Here is an 18,059-nt window from a genome sequence, read left to right on the forward strand (position 1 = left end):
GCCGGGTTTTTGCGCCGGGGAGCCGTAATGGGCCGTTTTCAGATTTCCGTTAAACTGTTTACCGCATTGGCGCTGTTGATGGCGATCATCGCGCTGTCCGGGCTGTTTGCCGTGCAGGAAATGGGCGAAGTCGATGCGCTGTCGGGCGAACTGCGCGGGCGCTGGCTGCCCGCGGCCGAAGCGCTCGGCGATGTTCACGCCTATCTGTCGCAATACCGCATCAGGCAGCGCGACCTGATCGATGCCCCGTCCGACCGCACGCAAAAACTGCTGCACAACGCACAACTGGTCGTCGACGGCCTGCTCGATGACTATGGCAAGCACGTCGATGCGCGCCAGCAGGAGCAACTCGACACGCTGCGCCAGAGCTGGAACGCCTATACCAGCCAGAACACCCGCCTTGCCGAACTCGCGCAACACCACGATGCGGCCGCGCTCGCGCTGTTCCAGGGTGAAGCGCAAAGCGCCTTTTACGCGATCGAAGACGATGTGCTGGCGATGATCGACCAGGACAGCAAAGCCGCCGCGCACATCTCGGACCGCAGCGCGCAGATATATGCCTCGGCCCGCGCCATCCTGATCGCCGCGATCATCGGCGGGCTATGCGCCGCGCTGACGCTGCTGCTGTTGCTGATGGTCAACATTGCCCGGCCGCTCGCGCTGATGAGCCTGGCGGTCGGCCGCCTGGTATCGGGCGACCTGCACGTCAGGATACCCGGCACCGGGCGCAGCGACGAAATCGGTGCGCTCGCTCGCGCGCTCGACCAGTTCAAGGCGCTTGTCGCCGCCGATGCCGAACGCGCCGCCGAACAGAAAGCGCACGCAATCCAGGCGCAGGCCACGATCGACGCGATCGGCGGCGGCCTCGCCGCGCTGGCCTCGGGCGATCTGGGCCACCGCGTGCCCGAAACCGGGGGCGGTGCACTGGCCAAATTGCATGTCGATTACAACACTGCGGTCGGCGAACTGTCCGCCGTCCTTGCCAAAATCGTCGCCGGATGCACCACGATCCAAACCGGCACGATGGAAATTTCCGCCGCCGCCAACGACCTGGCTACGCGCAGCGAACACCAGGCCAGCTCGCTTGCCGAGACCGCGCGCACGCTGGGCGAATTCACCGGCACCGTGCGTATCACCGCCGACAATGCGCGCCAGACCAGCGGGCGGCTCGGCGTAGCGCGCACCAGCGCTGTCACCGTCGAAGACACCGCGCGCAAGGCAATCAGCGCGATGCGATCGATCGAGGGATCATCGCGCGAAATGGCCGAAATCGTCGCAGTGATCGACGGCATCGCATTCCAGACCAACCTGCTGGCGCTCAACGCCGGGGTCGAAGCCGCCCGCGCCGGCGATTCGGGGCGGGGCTTTGCTGTCGTCGCCAACGAAGTGCGCGCGCTCGCCCAGCGCAGCACCGAAGCCGCCAAGGACATCAAGGCGCTGATTTCCACCAGCACCGAACAAATCGGCAATGGGGTCAACCTGGTGGCATCGAGCGGCGACGCGCTGCGCCAGATCGTCGGCGAAGTCAGCGCCGTGTCCGACCTCGTCAGCCAGATTGCCGAGGCGGCCGAAAAGCAGGCGACCGGCATCGCCGAAATCTCCGACATGGTCAGCTCGATGGACCGCTTTACCCAGGCCAATGCCGCCATGGTCGAACAGACATCGGCCGGCACCCGCAACCTGTCCGAAGAAACCATCCGCCTGATGGCGCAATTGCGCCGGTTCCGCGTCGACCGCCAGGCGCCCCTGCCCGGCGCATGGCATGGCGCAGACCCCTTTGCCGATGGCCCGTTCCCGATTGCGCCTTATGCCGCGTCGTCGCGTACCCCCGCCTACGAACGCCGCGCCGCGCTCCACCGTCAGTCAACGGCCCCCGCCCCGCTGCCGACAGCGACGACTGGTCCGAATTCTGACCCCGCAGGCCACCCGCGTAACTACCTAGCGGGGGCAAGGCAGCGAACTAACCCAACGCCCCTATGCTCATCGGCAACACCACGCTCCGCTCCGATCGCCGAAAGGACGACGCCATGCCCGCAATATCGATCGCCATGCCATTCGCGCTTGCGCTGTCCATCACCCTGGCCCCGCTGCCCGCCGTCGCCGCGCAAGCCTCCGCGTGGATCCAGTCGGTCGCTCGCGCCATTGCTGCCAAACAGACCTATCCCCGCGTCGCCCAGATGCGCGGCGAAGAAGGCACCGCCAAAGTCAAACTGTTCGTCAGCGCCAGCGGCACCATCGAACACACCGAACTGGTCGGCCACTCCGGCTCGGCCACACTCGACAAGGAAGCGCTCGCGCTACCCACACGCGAAATGCAGCTGCCCGCCCCGCCCGGCGGCGCCACCACCGTGACCATCCCGATCACCTGGAAACTGCTCTGACGTCATTCGAGTTTTCAGCCGGCCACCCAACCCTCCCCCGCCGGTGGCCGGCTGGAAAACCCCCGCTTGCGGGCGGCTGTTGGGGGAGCGGAGCGATCCGCTCCCCTTTTTTCGGGCGTGCGGCTTAGGGCCTCCGGCGGGTGCTCAGGGCCTCCGGCGGGTGCTTAGGGCCTCCGGCGGGCAAGGGCTTGGCCCTTGCATCCCTTAACTGTCCTGCTTTGTGTGCTGCATCGGCGTGGCGTTTTTGCGCTTGGGGTTTTGTGTCTCCCGGCGGTCGCCTTGTCTTGTCGTGCGCTTGCGCCGGAAGGCAATTGCAACCCGCGATCAGACGCATGGGTTCAACTGCGCGCAAAGCAGGGCAGTAACGGGATGCAAGGGCCAAGCCCTTGCCCGCCGGAGGCCCTTAGCCCTTAGAGCGTGACGGAGCCAACTTGGGCCCTTGTGACCGACGAAAACGCTGTCATCACGCTCCCTACAAATCCTCGATCCGCTCCGGCGTCAATCGACCGCGCAGCACGTCGGCAAAGCCCATCCAGTTCCCGCGTACACGGCCAAAGCGATCGACCCAGGGTTCGGGCCAGAGCGTGCGGACGTGGTTGGAGGCCAGGTTTCGGGCCATCAGGCCCCAGGCTTTGGCGGTGGGCATTGTGCCTTTGCGCCACAGGTAGATCGGGTTCTGGATCTGGGAATAGCCGAGGCGCACGCCCGAAGTGCGGCCCGATTTGATGCCGAGGTGTACACCGACAAAGGCATCGGTCTTGACCAGGCGCCCGCGCGAGCCGGTGCGGACCGAGAAGTCGACGTCTTCCTGCCACGCATAGAGTTTGAGCCTTTCGTCGAAGCGCAGATCGGTGATGGCGGACAGGCGATACGCCATGTTGCAGCCATAGAGGTCCGGGGTTCCGGTCGCCATCACAGGGACGGCCGCATGTTTGCGTTCATAGGCGCGGTCGTGATTTGCTACGATCTCGCGGGCGCGGGCATAGGGGATGCCGGGGGTCTTGATACCGTCGGCGAGGACTGCGCCGGTGGCGCCGACGATTGCCGGGTTTTCGCCAAACAGGCGCGCCATACCCGCGATGGCATGGCGCGACGGCACGAAATCATCGTCGAAAAACACCACGACATCGCAGTCGGTGTCGAGCGCGGCCAGATGATCCAGCCCTGAATTGCGCTGGGTCGCAGCGCCGCGCGCCGATATCACCACTTCGGCACCGACAAGCGCAGAGGCGGGAGGCAGATCGCGCGGACCGGTAACGGAAATGACGATATGCGAGGGCAACTGGGTCTGCCGGCGCAAGTCGGCGATCACATCGCCGACGCATCCCGGCCGGCCGGTCGATGCGATGATCACCGCGACGCGGAGAGGACGGGAGGATCGGGCGCAGGCAGTCGGGGCTTCGCGGGTTTGGGATTCCGGGGCTTGGCTCATCGGAAAATCTCCTTGGGACAACAGAGATGACAGGGTGGGTGTCGGGCGGGCGCCCGCGGTCGCGGGATTCATCTCGCGGAAAATATCGGCCGGCAGCAGCAGACGCGCGATCAGTTGCAGCGCGGCATAGGCCGTCACCAACGCCAGCGAATTGCGTACCATCAGCAAGCCTGCGACCAGGGCGCCGGACGCGCCCGGCTGCGGCACGACCTGGGGCAGCATGTGGGCAAGGGCGACGCAGCCCAGCCCGGATATTGCCGCCAGCGCGTAAGGGCGCAAGGCGAGGCGCAGCGACAGACCGCCCTCGGCCACCAGAAAAAACAGCGTGGGCATCAGCATCAGCAGCGCGGCGATCATGTCGGCCAGCGCGACCGCGGTAATTCCGAACGGCAGCCCCAGCAGAAAGCAGCCAAGGCCGGTGCCCGTGGTCAGCAGCGCCAGCTGGCGCGTCAACCGCGCCTTGCCGAGCAGCGGAAACAGCGGCTCGGCCAGCGCCTGGGGCAACCGCGCGATCATGCCGACCGACAGCAGCGTGACCAGGACCGCTGCCCCCGACCATTTTGCGCCCAGCAATAGCCGGACAATCGTCGCCGATTGCAGTGCGACGGTCAGGAACAGCACCGCACCGATAGTGACCGCGATATCAAGAAATTGATGCGCGGTGGCATGCAACCTTGACGCGGATGCGGCGCGCCGGCGCACGGTGGAACCCGCGCGCCCGGCCGTGTCACCCTGCGCGGCATCATGGTCGATCGCCGAGCGCAGCCACGACCAGCCCACCGCGCGGGCCGGTTCGCGGATCAGTTCCTGCGCGGTGCCGCCGAGCCGCATTGCCGCGCGATAGATCCCGACGAGCGCAGGCGACACCGCCGCGCCGATCACCAGCGTGGTCAGGTTTCCCTGGACATAAACCAGCATCCGCGCCGCCAGGATATGCCAGGAGAATCGCGCCATCCGGCGCAGTTCCGCCAGCGCCGGCACAGCCAGCCCGAGCCGGCGCAGACACAGCGTGTATCCGCCCAGTTCCACCGCCAGCAGCGCCAGTTTCGCCCAGGCCAGCGAAGCCAGGCCCGCGCCCCGATGCAGCAGAAACACACCGGTGACGAACCCCGCCGCCTCGCACAGCGTCTGCACGACGGCCATCGAAGTCAGCCGCTGCGCGCGCGTCAACAGGCCCATCTGGACGCACACCAGCGGGCGCAGCGCCGCCCATGGCAGTAGCAGGCCCGCAACTGTCAGCAACGGCAGCGCCAGCCCGAGCTGCCGCGCCAGCGCGATCGCGCCCAGGCCGCAGGCAGCGATCAGCGCGCCCGTCGCCAGCGCGGCGGTCCCGGCTTCATCGATCTGGCGCGGTGCGGCGGCACAGATCACCCATTCGCGCCAGCCCGCCTCGGCCAGCACGGCCAGCCCGACGATGATGGCGAAAGCCAGGCTGAACAGGCCGAAATCGGCCGTGGTCAGCACGCGAGCGGCATAGAGGAACAAGCCGAACTGCATCGCCTGCGCCGCGATTCGCGCCAGCGCCAGCCCGGCCGCGCCGACCGCGCGCGTACTGGCACCGTCGGCCGCCTTGCGCACCGGTTTACGGGACGCGAGTCCGTGATTGCGAGGCACAGGCGGCGGGCTCGTCACGCGGGGCGCTTTGATCGTATCGGTTGTCACCATGCCAAGTGACTCCGGCGGGGGGCATCGGGCAATCGCCGAAACAGCGATATTGAACCCTTCGGCAGCCCGGATTGCCCGGGGCCAGGCGCCGCAAACCCGCAAAGCGCCGATTTTGCCCGCGAAAGCCCGCTAACCGGCGGCTTTGCCAGCCAACCAGGGCGCAGGCCGCCACCTGCGAAGCGGATCAAACCCCCGGCAGTCCTCTCGGAAATGGTCGAACCCGCAGTTGCCTGCGCTTCGCCATCCGCCAAAGATCAGGATTACAGCGCCGGGAAAAGCCATTTTGGAACCGCATCCGCCGCCAGGGACAACGACATCAGTGCCTGCGCGCAACGTCATCATCAATGGCAAGTTTCTGCTGGGCGGTTCCACCGGGGTACACCGCGTGGCCGGCGAGCTGACTTTGCAATTGCTGAAGATGACGCGCGAAAACAGGGTGTTGGCATCGCAGATCGCGTTCGAACTGCTGATTCCGCCCGGCGCGCGCGCCGGCGCAGAAGCGCTGGGCGCGCCCTTTCGCGTGGTCGGACCGTTCGATGGCCGGGTGTGGGAACAAGTGACATTGCCCATGATCGCGCGCGACCGGATGATTCTCAGCCTGTGCAATGTCGGTGTGATGGCCGCGACCAATTCGGTGACGATGATTCACGATGCACAAGTGCACATCACGCCCGACAGCTATGCGCGCTCGTTTCGCGCGTGGTACCGGCTGCAACAGGGCGTGATCGGCCGCCGCCACCGCCGCATCCTGACTGTGTCGGAGTACTCGCGCCAGCAACTGATCCACTTTGGCGTGGCGCCCGCCGGCGCGATCCGCGTGATCCACAACGGCATCGATCATATCGGCAAGGCCCTGCCGGAGCCGGCGATTGTCGGCAGGCTGGGCCTGCAGCCGGGGCGATTCGTCGTCGCGCTGGCCAACACGCAAGTGCACAAGAATATCGCGATGCTGTTGCGCACCTTAGCCGATCCCGCGCTGGCCGACATCACGTTGGTGCTGTTTGGCGCGCATGGCGCCGACGATTTTCGCGCTGCAGGGCACGTGGTGCCGGGCAATGTGTGCTTTGCCGGGCGGATCAGCGATGGCGAGCTTGCCGCGTTGTACGGCGCGGCGCGCTGCATGGTCTTCCCGTCGAGCACCGAAGGGTTCGGCCTGCCCCCACTCGAAGCCATGCGATCGGGGTGCCCCGCGATCGTCGCCAATGCGGGCGCGCTGCCCGAGGTATGCGGTGCAGCGGCGCTTTATGCCGACCCTGCCCGGCCAGATCACTGGGTCCGGGCGATCGTGCGGCTGGGAGAGGATCGCGCCTTGCGCCAGACCCTGATCGCCGCCGGCCACGAACAGGCCGCGCGATTTACCTGGCGTGCGGCGGCGGACCGGGTGGTGCAGGAGCTGCTGGCGATCTAGTTCGGCGACGCGCGCGGCCGCCCTGTTTTTGAGATCATTTCCGGATTTGAGCCGGAATGGCGAAACGAGAGCAAACCGCCCTGATTGCCCATTGCAACACGGGTGACTTCTGGCCGCGAACGCGCTATCGCGCCACTATGTATGCCCTGCCCACCGTGCCGATCCATCACGCCAGCGCGCATGGCTGAGCCCGGCTGGACCGAGGACGAGCGTCTCGAAGCGTTGCGGCGTTATGCGATTCTCGACACCCCGCCAGAGCCGGAATTCGATGATGCCGTCGCACTGGTCAAGACGATCTGCGATGTGCCGGTCGCGCTGGTCAGCCTTGTCGATGCCGGGCGCCAGTGGTTCAAGGCCAAAGTCGGTACGGACGCGCACGAGACCGACATCGATACGTCGGTCTGCGCCTTGGCGATTCGCCAGACCGGTATATTCCAGATCGAGGATCTGTCTGCCGATCCGCGCACCGCGCACATGTCGCTGGTGGTCGATGACCCGAAGATCCGTTTTTATGCCGGATCGCCGCTCGTCACATCCGACGGCCTGCCGCTGGGCAGCCTGTGCGCAATCGACGTCGTTCCCCGGCCCGGCGGGCTGACCGCAGACCAGGCCAAGGCATTGGCCGCGCTTGGCCGGCAGGTCATCGCGCAGATCGAATTGCGCAGCGCGATCACCGAACGCGACCGTGCGATCACACAGCAGGAGCGGCGCCAGCGGCTGGCCACGCGCGATTCGGAAATCCTGCAGACGATGCTGCGCGCGCAACAGCGCGTGCTTCACGCGGGCGGCGATTTCGATACCGTGCTGCAGGCGCTGGTCGAGGCTGCGCTCGACGCCGTCCGCCCCGCGCAGGGTGTTGTTGTCGAAATGCGCGATGGCAGTGACATGGTGTACCGCGCGGGCGCGGGCAGCGCGGCCGAACATACCGGTTTGCGCTTTGCCATCAACGCGTCGTTTTCCGGCCGTGCGCTGACCGAAGCAGTGACGATGGTCAGCGGTGATACCGCTCTTGATCATCGCGCAGACAACACGCTCGTGCTCAAAATGGGCATACGGTCGTTCATCATCGTTCCGCTGACCCGGCAAGGGCAGAATTTCGGCGTGCTGAAAATGCATTCGTCCGTTCCCAATGTGTTCAAATCGCGCCATATTCTGGTCGGGCAGATGCTCGGCGGATTGATCGCGGCGAGTTTTACCGAAAGCGCCGAAACCGCCGCTGTCGCGGCTGCAGAACATTCCGCGCAAAGCTATCGCCATATCGTTGATTCGGCGATCGACAGCGCGATCATCAGCACCGACGAACATGGCGCGATCACCAGCTGGAGCCGCGGCGCGCAGACGATCATGGGCTGGACCGAGGCCGAAATGACGGGGCGCCCGCTGGCCACGATCTTCACGCCCGAAGACAATGCGGCCGGTCGGCCGGCAAAAGAGCTGCGTCTGGCCCGGGCGGAAGGGCGCGCGTCTGACGAACGATGGCACATCCGCAAGGATGGCACGCGGTTCTATGCCCATGGCGCGGTGACCCCGCTGCTGGCGCCGGCGCATGGCTTCGTAAAAAGCCTGCGCGATATCACCGCCGAACACGCAACGCGTTCGGCGCTCGATGCCAGCCGGCTGCAACTCGATACCGCGCTGCAAACCGGGCTGATCGGCTTTTTCAAGTGGGATGTGTCGGCAGGCACGGTCGTCGGCGATGCACGGTTTGCGGAATTTTTCGCGATCGATCGCGATAGTGCGGCTGCTGGCGTTCCGGTGGCGCATGCGTTGCGGGCCATTTCGATCGCCGATATCGAAGGGGTCGAGCGCGATATCGCCAGATTGATCGACGTTTGCGCCGATTATTCACAAAGCTATCGTGTGATCGATGCCGAACGGGGCACACGCTGGCTGCTCGTACGCGGGCGCTGTGTCGAGCGCGATGGCGACAAGGCCCTGGTCTATGTCGGCACCGCAGTCGATGTTACCATCCAGCGCGAAGCGGAGGACCGGCTCGCGATCAGCCGCGAACGGCTCGAACTGGCAACGCGCGCGGCCGAGCTGGGCAGCTTCGACTATCAGCCGCAAACCGGGCGGCTCGACTGGGACGATCGTTGCCGCGCGCTGTTCGGGCTGCCGGCCGGCGTGCCCGTGACCTATGAAAGCGCGTTTCTGGCAGGGGTTCACCCCGACGATCGCGAGCGGACCGAAGTGGCGGTGGCAGAGGCGCTCAACCCCGCAGGCACCGGCGTGTTGGATATCGAATACCGCACGATCGGAATCGAGGACCGGGTCGAGCGCGCGATCCTGGCCAAAGGGCTTGGCTTTTTCAGCGACGGTGTCGCGGTACGGTTGATCGGCACGGTGCAGGATGTGACCGCCGACCGTGCGGCGCGGCGCCAGTTGCTGGAAACCGAGGAACGCTTTCGCCTGGCCGTGCGCGCGACCAACGATGCGATCCGCGACTGGGATCTGAGTGAGGACCGGGTTTACTGGAACGATGCGCTGGAGGAACGCTATGGCCACCAGCTGGCGTCGATTGCGCCGACCGGCGCCTGGTGGTTTGACCATATTCACCCCGATGATCGCGCGCGGATCGAACACAGTGTGCTGCGCGCGATCGGCGGGCAGCACAGCGGATGGATCGAGGAATACCGCTTCCGGCGCGGCGACGGCAGCTATGCGGACGTCCGCGATCGCGGGTACATGATCCGCGATGACGCCGGGCGCGCGGTGCGGATGATCGGCGCGTTGCTCGACCAGTCTGATCGCAAGGCGATCGAGCGCGAGCTGCAGGCGCTCAACCGGTCGCTCGCGGTCAGCGTGACCGCGCGCACCGAGGAACTGGGCCGGTTGTGGGATACTTCGCCCGATCTGCTGGCCGCGCTGACATTCGATGGCACGATCGGGCGCGTCAATCCGGCCTGGACCGCGATCCTGGGCTACGCCGCGCAAGAGCTGATCGGCCATTCGATCAACGAATTCGTCGTCGCCGAGGATATCGCCCTGATCGACCAGGCACTGAAGGAAGCCGGCGCGGGGCCGATGACACCGGTCGAAAACCGGTACCGGCACAAGGACGGCACAATTCGCTGGATTTCGTGGGTCGCAGCACAGACCGAAAATGAAATCTATGCCACCGGGCGCCACATCACCGCTGCCAAGGAGGCGGAAGAGGCGCTGCGCAAGGCCGAGGACCAGTTGCGCCAGTCGCAAAAAGTCGAGGCGATCGGACAATTGACCGGCGGGGTCGCGCACGATTTCAACAATCTGCTGACCGTAATCCGCGGATCGACCGATCTGTTGCGACGTGGCGGCCTGTCCGATGAAAAACGCCTGCGCTATCTCGACGCGATATCCGATACAGCCGAGCGCGCGACGAAGCTGACCAGCCAGCTGCTCGCTTTTGCGCGACGATCTTCGCTGCAGCCGGTGGTGTTCGACGTCGGCGCCAATGTGCGCACCCTGCTGCCGATGCTGGGCACATTGACCGGATCGATGATCGAGGTCGTCGTCGAGATTGCCGACGCGCCGGGACTGATCGACGCCGACCCCAGCCAATTCGATACAGCGATCGTCAACATGGCGGTGAACGCGCGCGATGCGATGGATCGCCAGGGCAAGTTGACGGTCCGCGTCGAAACGGTCGACCACGTGCCGGCGATCCGCAACCATCCGCCGGTCCGGCGCGATCACGTTGCCGTGGCGATCACCGATACCGGCAGCGGAATCCCGGCGGACAAGATCGACCAGATTTTCGAACCGTTTTTCACCACCAAGGACGTGGGCCATGGCACGGGCCTGGGCCTGAGCCAGGTGTTCGGGTTCGCCAAGCAATCGGGCGGCGAAATCCAGGTCGAGAGCGTGACCGGCCAGGGCACGACCTTCACGCTGTATCTGCCAAGCGCACAGGCGGCCGCGCCGGACCATGTTGCGTCGAATCAGGTGGCCGCACGCCATCATCGGCACGCGCGCGTCCTAGTGGTTGAAGACAACGCTGATGTCGGGTCATTTGCAACCAACGCACTGGCGGAACTCGGACATTTCACGGTGTTTGTCCAGGGTGGCGAAGACGCGCTGGAGCGGCTGGCAACCGATCCTGAACCGTTTGACGCAGTGTTTTCCGACGTGGTCATGCCGGGCATGACGGGCATCGATCTGGGGCAACAGATTCGCAATCAGTATCCCGACCTGCCCGTGTTGTTGACCAGCGGGTACAGCAGCGTGCTGGTGGCGGAAGGCACGCACGGCTTCGATCTGTTGCAGAAACCGTATTCGCTGGAGGAATTGTCCCGCGCGGTCCAGAGGGTCATGGCCCAGGTGACGTGAACCAGCCTGGCCGATGGAGAACCGCTCGATGCCGCCCAAGGATCTGCACGCCGTCCTGCCGCGCCTGGCGCTGATCGGCGCGGTTCTCGCGGTGATCGCGGGGCTGTTCGCCTGGGCCGGCGGCTGGCTGACACCGGCGCGGGTCAGCGGGGGCAGCATTGCCGATGCGATCGAGGCGAACACCGGCAAGGTCTTTGCCGGCACGCGCCGCGCCCATGCCAAGGGCCTGTGCGTATCGGGCGCGTTTGTCGCCAATGGCGCGGGCGTGGCGCTGTCGCGCGCGCCGCTGTTTGTGGCGGGCACATACGCGGTCACCGGGCGGTTTTCGCTCGCCGGGCCCAATCCCGGCGCGTCCGATGGCCGCAATGTGTTCCATGCGCTGGGCCTGCGCTTTGCGCTGCCCGGCGGCGTGGAATGGCGCATGGCGCTCGATCATGTGCCGACGTTCATCGTGGCGACGCCCGCCGATTTTCAGGCACTGATGGTCGCCAGCACGCCCGTTGCCGCGACCGGCAAGCCCGATCCTGTGCGGATGGCGGCTTTCCTGGCGGCGCATCCGGAAACCGCGCGGTTCATGGCGATGATGAAGGCGGCGCCGCTCCCGTCGAGTTTTGCCAACGGTACCTATTACAGCATCGACGCATTCCGGTTTACCAGCGCGGCGGGCGTGACACAGGCGGTGCGCTGGCAGTTCGAGCCGGAAGATGCCTTTGGCGAACTGGACAAGAGCAAGCTCGACCAGATGCCCAACGATGCGCTGTTCGACGAATATATCGTGCGATCGCGCAAGGGGCCGGTGCGCTGGCACCTGATGATCGTGCCGGCCAATCCGGGCGACCGCACCGACAATGGCACGATCGCGTGGGGGCCCAGCCACCGCAAGATCGATGTCGGCACACTGACACTGGACAATGCGGCGACCGAAACGACAGGCAATTGCCGCGACCTGGTGTTCGATCCGCTGATCCTGCCGCCCGGCGTTGCCGCATCGGACGATCCGTTGCTGGCCGGGCGATCTGCCGCCTATTCGGCCAGCTTTCGCCGCCGCGCCAGAGAAGGCGCGCCTGCTGATCCGCTCTCGATCCATCAAGGAGCCGCGAAATGAACGCCCGTTTCGCATTCCCTGCGCGCGTGCTGCACTGGTTGATGGCGGTGTTGATCATCGCCATGCTGTTCATCGGTGTCGGCATGATTTCGACCGCTGGCCCGGCGTATCCGCTGCTGCTGGCATGGCATCGGCCGCTGGGCATCGCCATCGTTGTGCTGGCCGTGATCCGCGTTGTCGTGCGCCTTACTCACCGTCCGCCGGCGCTGCCCGCAGATCTGCCTGCGGCGCAGGTGCTGGCCGCCAAGGGATCGCATTACCTGCTCTATGCTTCGATGATCGCGATGCCGCTGATCGGGTGGGCGATGCTGTCGGCCGCGGGCAGCCCGGTGCAGATGGCGCCCGGCTTCGTCCTGCCGCCGATCCTGCCGCACAATGCGCTGGTGTTCGGCTGGCTGCGCCGGGCGCACGGCGTGATCGGGTATCTGTTCTTTGCGCTGATCCTGGCGCATCTGGGCGCAGCGCTGTTTCATGGGCTGGTGCGCCGCGATGGCGTCCTGGACAGCATGGCCTCGCTGAAACGGCGGTAACGGCTGGCGGGGTTGCACGATGGCCGGCCATTCCGGTTCCTGCTTGCAATGCACGTGGATTTGATGGCGATGGCCGACTTTCGATGACCGGCATCAGGAGCGATACGTGGCAAACAGGACGCTGAGCTTTTCAAGGACACCCCGGCGATGGGTTTTGACCGCCGCATTCCATAGATGACAGCTCCGTTCAATGGAACAAAGCGCGCCCGCGCCGGTTGATAGGCGGACAGGGTGGGTGATCATGCAACGTACATTTCTTGTGGTGCCGTTCGTCATTGGTGTGGCGGCATGCAACGTCGTTACGACATCCGCGCCGACCGACGCACCGAGCCATGCCGCGCCGGCCACACCGCCGGTTTCCGCTGCGTTGACCGCTGAAATCACGCGGATCAACCAGGCGGTGCCCAATTTGGCCGCGCCAAAGCCTGCGGCTGCGCCCAAGCCTGCCGCCGCGCCCAAAAACGCGCCGCCCGATCCCTTTGTCATTCGTGCCGAAGTGCTGCTGGCGCGCGCACGGTTTTCGCCCGGTGTGGTCGATGGGCAACTCGGCAGCAATTTCAAGCACGCAGTGTCCGCTTACCAGACAGCGCGCGGCCTGCCGGTCACCGGTGAAGTCGATCCCGCCACATGGAGCGCCCTGCTGGCCGATCCGCTGGCGAAAAACGCGCCGGCGCGTGCGTATATGATGACCGCGGCCGATGTGGCAGGTCCGTTCGGGCCCGATGTCGGTGAGGATTTCGTCAAGCTGGCCGCGCTGCCCAATGGCCCGCAGTTCAATTCCCCGCTGGAAGCGCTGTCCGAGCGGTTCCACATGAGCCAGGCGCTGATGACAGCGCTGAATCCCGGCATCAATTTTTCCGTGGCCAACCAGACGATTGCGGTGGTCGATGATGCGCCCCCCGGGTTTGCCAAGGGTGATGTCGCGCGCGTCGAAGTGGCGAAGTCCGATGCGTCGGTTCGTGCATTCGATCATGCGGACAAGCTGATCGCATTTTATCCCGCCACGGTCGGCTCGACCGAACGCCCCTCACCCAGCGGCACGCACAAGGTGGTCGGAGTCGCGCGCAATCCCGATTACACGTATGATCCGTCGAAGCTGAAATGGGGCCCGCGATCGGCCGGCAAGCTGGTCGTGAAACCCGGCCCCAACAACCCGGTCGGCATGGTGTGGATTGATCTGAACGCGCCGAGCTATGGCATCCATGGCACGCCCGATCCCGACAACATCGGCAAGACTGCGAGCCATGGCTGCGTGCGCCTGACCAATTGGGATGCGGTTGCCCTGGCCGCCGGGGTGCAACCGGGGGTGACCGTGCAGTTCGTCGGGCAGCGCGGCAAGCCCAAGGGCTGAGATACGCCGCCTTACCCGATCCGGCGGATCGGGCCGCTGGCGTCCTGCCAATCCTCGTCGGTGCCCAGCCCATGCGCCACTGCAGCGCGGATGCCGGCATCGAACACCTCGGGCGCAAACCTGCGCGCGTTGGCGAGGGCTGCAGCAGGTGAGAAATCGCCAAGCCACGTCTCGCAGCGTTCGACGGCATCGACCAGTGCCTCGACCGATTGCTCGCGGAAAAACAGCCCGGTCTCCCCTTCGACAATCGTCTCGCGCGCCCCGCCCCCGCCATAGGCGATGACCGGACGGCCAGAGGCATTGGCCTCGACCGGGATCATCCCGAAATCCTCTTCGGCGGGGAACACCAGCGCGCGGCATTGCGCATAAGCCGCGGTCAATTGCGCGAAATCGAGCCGGGGAACGATCGTGATATTGGGCGTCGCACGGCGCGCGACATCGGCGGCCATTTCGCCGGTGCCAACCATCAGCAGCGGCAGGCCGAGCCGGGCAAAGGCATCGGCGACCAGGTCGGCACGCTTGTACGGCGTCATCTGTCCGACCCACAAGTACTGCGCGCCCACCTGGTCGGAGACATGGAACCGGTTCACATCGATCGGCGGGTGGACGACATGCGCCTCACGGCCCCACGATTTGCGGATGCGCCGCGCGATGAACGCGCTGTTGGCGAGCACGCGATCGGGCCGTTGCGCCGAGATCGCATCCCACTGGCGCATGCGGTGAAACACGGGGGGCATCACGCGTTTGGTCAGCCAGCCGGCGCGATCGCGATAGTCGTGGAAATGGTCCCACAGATAGCGCATCGGCGAATGGCAGTAACACAAGTGGAACGCATCGGGCGGGGTGATCACGCCTTTGGCGGGGCCGGCCTCGCTGCTGATCACCAAGTCGTATCCGCGCAAGTCCAGCGCCTCCAGCGCCATCGGCATCAGCGGCAGGTAATGCTGGTAGAACCGCCCTGCGCCGGGCAGCCTGGCAATGAACGACGTGTGGATGCGATGCGCGCGGATCGTGTCGGACATCGCTTCGGGCCGCACGACATGGGTAAAGATGTCGGCGCCCGGATAGAGGTGCAACAGCCGTTCGAGCACGCGCTCGCCGCCGCGCATCCCCACCAGCCAATAATGGATGATTGCCACTTTCGGCGCGGATTTGCGCATGTCGTGCCTTTGCCGGCGGGGATCGCCAGGAACGACCATGACGGGCCACGCTGCGACACCCTATCGCAAGCACGTCCGCTTCCGACCGGGCGGCCGGCGCGTCGGCGCATATATGGCGGACTTGCGGCGCGCGCGGTTGCACCGAAACGGCTGTAATTTTCGCACATGCGGCAATCCGCTCTGGCATTCGCGGAGTGGGGTGGTCATATCCCACGCTGATTTTGACCGAAAGGCGCGTGATGACTTTGACCGTAAAAGACCTGATGGCCGAGTGCGGCGTGGCCTTTGGCACGAGCGGTGCGCGCGGGCTGGTGTCGGCGATGACCGACCGGGTGTGCTATGGTTATACCGCCGGGTTCCTGGGCTTCATGGCCGAACAGGGCGAATTTGCGCGCGGAGGAAAGGTGGCGCTAGCGGGCGATCTGCGCCCCAGTTCCCCGCGCATCCTGGCTGCCTGCGCGCGAGCGGTGCGCGATATGGGAGGGGAGCCGGTATTTTGCGGCTATGTGCCGACGCCGGCGATGGCGCTTTATGCGTTTTCGCGCGGGATGCCGTCGCTGATGGTCACGGGCAGTCATATCCCGGCCGATCGCAACGGCATCAAGTTCTATCGCAGCGCAGGCGAAGTGCTGAAGGAAGACGAAGCCGGCATGAGCCGCCAGGTTGTCGACCTGGCCGGCGGCAAGTTCGATGATCAGGGCATGCTGGTGGTGCCCGAGCCGTTGCCCGATGTCAGCGACGCGGAAAATCCCTATGTGCAGCGCTATATCGACCATTTCGGTGCCGGCGCGCTGTCGGGCAAACGCGTCGGGGTCTATCAGCATTCGGCGGTCGGCCGCGATGTTCTGGCGCGACTCCTGATCGCGCTGGGCGCCGAAGTGACCCTGCTGGGCCGGTCCGAAGTGTTCGTGCCGGTCGATACCGAAGCGATCCGGCCCGAAGACGTGGCGCTGGCACGCGGATGGGCGGCGGAGCATGGGTTCGATGCGATCGTATCGACCGATGGCGACAGCGACCGGCCGTTGATTGCGGATGAAGCCGGCAACTGGCTGCGCGGCGATGTGCTCGGCATCCTGTGCGCCAGCGCAGTCGGCGCGACCAGCGTGGCGACACCGGTCAGCAGCAACACCGCGGTCGAACTGTCGGGCCGGTTCGGCAAAGTGCTCCGCACGCGGATCGGATCGCCTTATGTGATCGCCGCAATGGGAGACGAATTGGCCGCAGGGTCTGCCTGCGTCGTCGGGTATGAGGCCAATGGCGGGTTCCTGCTGGGCAGCGACATTACCGGGCATGGCGGCACGACCGTCGCGTTGCCGACGCGCGATGCGGTGTTGCCGATGCTGGAAGTGCTGGCGTCAAAGGCGCCGAGCGTTTCGGCGCAATTGGCGGATTTGCCGCAGCGGTTTACGTATTCGGACCGGATCGTGCCGTTTCCGCCAGAGGCGAGCAAGCGGCTGTTCGGCCAATTGGCCGAAGGCGGAACGGCGTTTCAGACCGGGTTGTTTGGCGCGTTTGCGGGCGACGCCCAGTCGATCGATCAGACCGATGGCGTGCGCACGCATTTTGCCGGCGGCGGCGTGATCCATCTGCGCGGATCGGGCAATGCGCCGGAATTGCGCTGCTATACCGAAGGATCGAGCGAGGCGGAGGCGGTTGGGCTGAACGCCGACGCGGTGAAGGCCGTGAAAGCGTTGATGGGGCTATAATCCTCCCCGTTTCGGGGAGGGGGACCGCGCAGCAGCGGTGGAGGGGCGGTGCCTCATGGTGATACCGCGCGATTGGTCACTGTAGAGCGGCGCGTCGATGAGAGGCCCCCCTTGGGGCACCGCCCCTCCACCACGGCTTCGCGTGGTCCCCCTCCCCGCTCCGGGGAGGATTTTATTGCGCGATTACCAGTTTCACGCCCGCGTCCCGCACCATCGCCGCGTCGGTGTCGGTTATGCCTGCGTCGGTGATCAGCGTGTCCACTTCATCGAGGCCGCACACGATCGCGCCTGATGACGAGACGAATTTCGACGAATCGACCAGCAGGATCACCTCGTCGGCGCGCGCCAGCAGCCGGCGTTCGGCAGCGACCAGGATCACGTCCTGCTGCATCACCCCGCGCGCGCCTACGGCTGCGGCGCCCATGAACAGGCGCGGGGCGTGAAAGCGCGGCATCGAATCTTCGCCGGCCGGCGCCAGGATGATGTTCTGTTCGCGAAACACCGTGCCCGACGGCACCAGGATCCGCGTGCCCGGCTGCGGCAGCAGCGCGTCGACGATATGCAGCGAATTGGTCAGCACCTGCAGGTCGAGCCCGGCGAGATAGGGGCACATCTGGAAGGTCGTCGTGCCACCATCGATCATCACCGCTGCGCCCGGTTCGCACAGCGCAGCGGCGGCGCGACCGATCGCCTGTTTGGCCAGGAGGTTGCGCGTAATCGCCAGATCGAACGGCGTGCCCGCCAGGTTTTGGCCGCCTGGGCGCGGCTCGGCCTCGTCACCGACCAGCCGCGCCCCGCCGTGGACGCGCACGATCCGGCCGTCGCTTTCCAGCTTGGCGAGGTCACGCCGGATCGTCGCGGGCGAGGCGGCCAGCCGCGCCTCCAGATCGCGATAGGTCACGAAGCCGGTGGGCGCGAGTGTTGCCAGGATCAGTCGTTCGCGTTCGGTTGCGTGCATGATCAAGCTATGAGGTCACAAACGCGCAAAAGCAATCATACCTGGCTGCGCCAGC

At 65.8% G+C, this 18,059-nt stretch carries 10 protein-coding genes and 1 pseudogene; 8 read left to right on the top strand and 3 right to left on the bottom strand.

All coding sequences use genetic code 11. The features are described from left to right. Positions 1 to 78: 78 nt before the first annotated feature. Positions 79 to 1,569, top strand: a pseudogene (locus tag ACOOE2_RS18320) (methyl-accepting chemotaxis protein); the annotation flags it as partial. A 479-nt stretch (positions 1,570 to 2,048) separates the two neighbouring features. Next, entirely contained in the window at positions 2,049 to 2,381 is a 333-nt protein-coding gene (locus ACOOE2_RS18325; RefSeq protein WP_420384416.1) for an energy transducer TonB, read from the top strand. Positions 2,382 to 2,853: 472 nt separating this feature from the next. Here ACOOE2_RS18325 and ACOOE2_RS18330 read toward each other — a convergent pair whose 3' ends face one another. Next, positions 2,854 to 5,478 (bottom strand): oligosaccharide flippase family protein, encoded by a 2,625-nt coding sequence (locus ACOOE2_RS18330; RefSeq protein WP_420384417.1) that lies wholly within the window; start codon positions 5,476 to 5,478, stop codon positions 2,854 to 2,856. A gap of 319 nt (positions 5,479 to 5,797) precedes the next feature. Here ACOOE2_RS18330 and ACOOE2_RS18335 point away from each other — a divergent pair, with 319 nt between their 5' ends. The 5 genes from ACOOE2_RS18335 (at position 5,798) to ACOOE2_RS18355 (ending at position 14,180) form a co-directional block, all read left to right on the top strand. After that, entirely contained in the window at positions 5,798 to 6,886 is a 1,089-nt protein-coding gene (locus tag ACOOE2_RS18335) for a glycosyltransferase family 4 protein (RefSeq protein WP_420384418.1), read from the top strand. A gap of 180 nt (positions 6,887 to 7,066) precedes the next feature. After that, positions 7,067 to 11,194, top strand: a complete 4,128-nt coding sequence (locus ACOOE2_RS18340) for a PAS domain S-box protein (protein ID WP_420384419.1) — start codon at positions 7,067 to 7,069, stop codon at positions 11,192 to 11,194. Between the two features lie 13 nt (positions 11,195 to 11,207). After that, positions 11,208 to 12,299, top strand: a complete 1,092-nt coding sequence (locus ACOOE2_RS18345) for a catalase family peroxidase (RefSeq protein WP_420384420.1) — start codon at positions 11,208 to 11,210, stop codon at positions 12,297 to 12,299. Continuing rightward, positions 12,296 to 12,829 (top strand): cytochrome b, encoded by a 534-nt coding sequence (locus ACOOE2_RS18350; protein ID WP_420384421.1) that lies wholly within the window; start codon positions 12,296 to 12,298, stop codon positions 12,827 to 12,829. The genes ACOOE2_RS18345 and ACOOE2_RS18350 overlap by 4 nt, the downstream gene beginning before the upstream one ends. Before the next feature lie 241 nt (positions 12,830 to 13,070). Next, positions 13,071 to 14,180 (top strand): L,D-transpeptidase family protein, encoded by a 1,110-nt coding sequence (locus ACOOE2_RS18355; protein WP_420384422.1) that lies wholly within the window; start codon positions 13,071 to 13,073, stop codon positions 14,178 to 14,180. An 11-nt stretch (positions 14,181 to 14,191) separates the two neighbouring features. Here ACOOE2_RS18355 and ACOOE2_RS18360 read toward each other — a convergent pair whose 3' ends face one another. Next, on the bottom strand, positions 14,192 to 15,340 hold the full coding sequence (locus tag ACOOE2_RS18360) for a glycosyltransferase (RefSeq protein ID WP_420384423.1): 1,149 nt from the start codon (positions 15,338 to 15,340) through the stop codon (positions 14,192 to 14,194). 239 nt (positions 15,341 to 15,579) lie between these two features. Between ACOOE2_RS18360 and ACOOE2_RS18365 the strand changes: the two genes are divergently transcribed. Then, positions 15,580 to 17,046, top strand: a complete 1,467-nt coding sequence (locus tag ACOOE2_RS18365) for a phosphomannomutase (RefSeq protein ID WP_420384424.1) — start codon at positions 15,580 to 15,582, stop codon at positions 17,044 to 17,046. A 172-nt stretch (positions 17,047 to 17,218) separates the two neighbouring features. Here ACOOE2_RS18365 and ACOOE2_RS18370 read toward each other — a convergent pair whose 3' ends face one another. Beyond that, entirely contained in the window at positions 17,219 to 18,004 is a 786-nt protein-coding gene (locus ACOOE2_RS18370) for a DeoR/GlpR family DNA-binding transcription regulator (protein WP_420384425.1), read from the bottom strand. Between the last annotated feature and the right edge of the window lie 55 nt (positions 18,005 to 18,059).

Origin of the sequence: Novosphingobium sp. (assembly GCF_965214355.1) — a bacterium.
In the GTDB taxonomy this organism is placed as follows: domain Bacteria; phylum Pseudomonadota; class Alphaproteobacteria; order Sphingomonadales; family Sphingomonadaceae; genus Novosphingobium.

Bases quoted from the DNA above. Each gene is read 5' to 3' on its own strand.
- ACOOE2_RS18325 (WP_420384416.1), top strand. From the start codon at position 2,049: ATGCCATTCGCGCTTGCGCTGTCCATCACCCTGGCCCCGCTGCCCGCC.
- ACOOE2_RS18330 (WP_420384417.1), bottom strand. From the start codon at position 5,478: ATGGTGACAACCGATACGATCAAAGCGCCCCGCGTGACGAGCCCGCCG.
- ACOOE2_RS18340 (WP_420384419.1), top strand. From the start codon at position 7,067: ATGGCTGAGCCCGGCTGGACCGAGGACGAGCGTCTCGAAGCGTTGCGG.
- ACOOE2_RS18345 (WP_420384420.1), top strand. From the start codon at position 11,208: ATGGAGAACCGCTCGATGCCGCCCAAGGATCTGCACGCCGTCCTGCCG.
- ACOOE2_RS18350 (WP_420384421.1), top strand. From the start codon at position 12,296: ATGAACGCCCGTTTCGCATTCCCTGCGCGCGTGCTGCACTGGTTGATG.
- ACOOE2_RS18355 (WP_420384422.1), top strand. From the start codon at position 13,071: ATGCAACGTACATTTCTTGTGGTGCCGTTCGTCATTGGTGTGGCGGCA.
- ACOOE2_RS18360 (WP_420384423.1), bottom strand. From the start codon at position 15,340: ATGCGCAAATCCGCGCCGAAAGTGGCAATCATCCATTATTGGCTGGTG.
- ACOOE2_RS18365 (WP_420384424.1), top strand. From the start codon at position 15,580: ATGACTTTGACCGTAAAAGACCTGATGGCCGAGTGCGGCGTGGCCTTT.
- ACOOE2_RS18370 (WP_420384425.1), bottom strand. From the start codon at position 18,004: ATGCACGCAACCGAACGCGAACGACTGATCCTGGCAACACTCGCGCCC.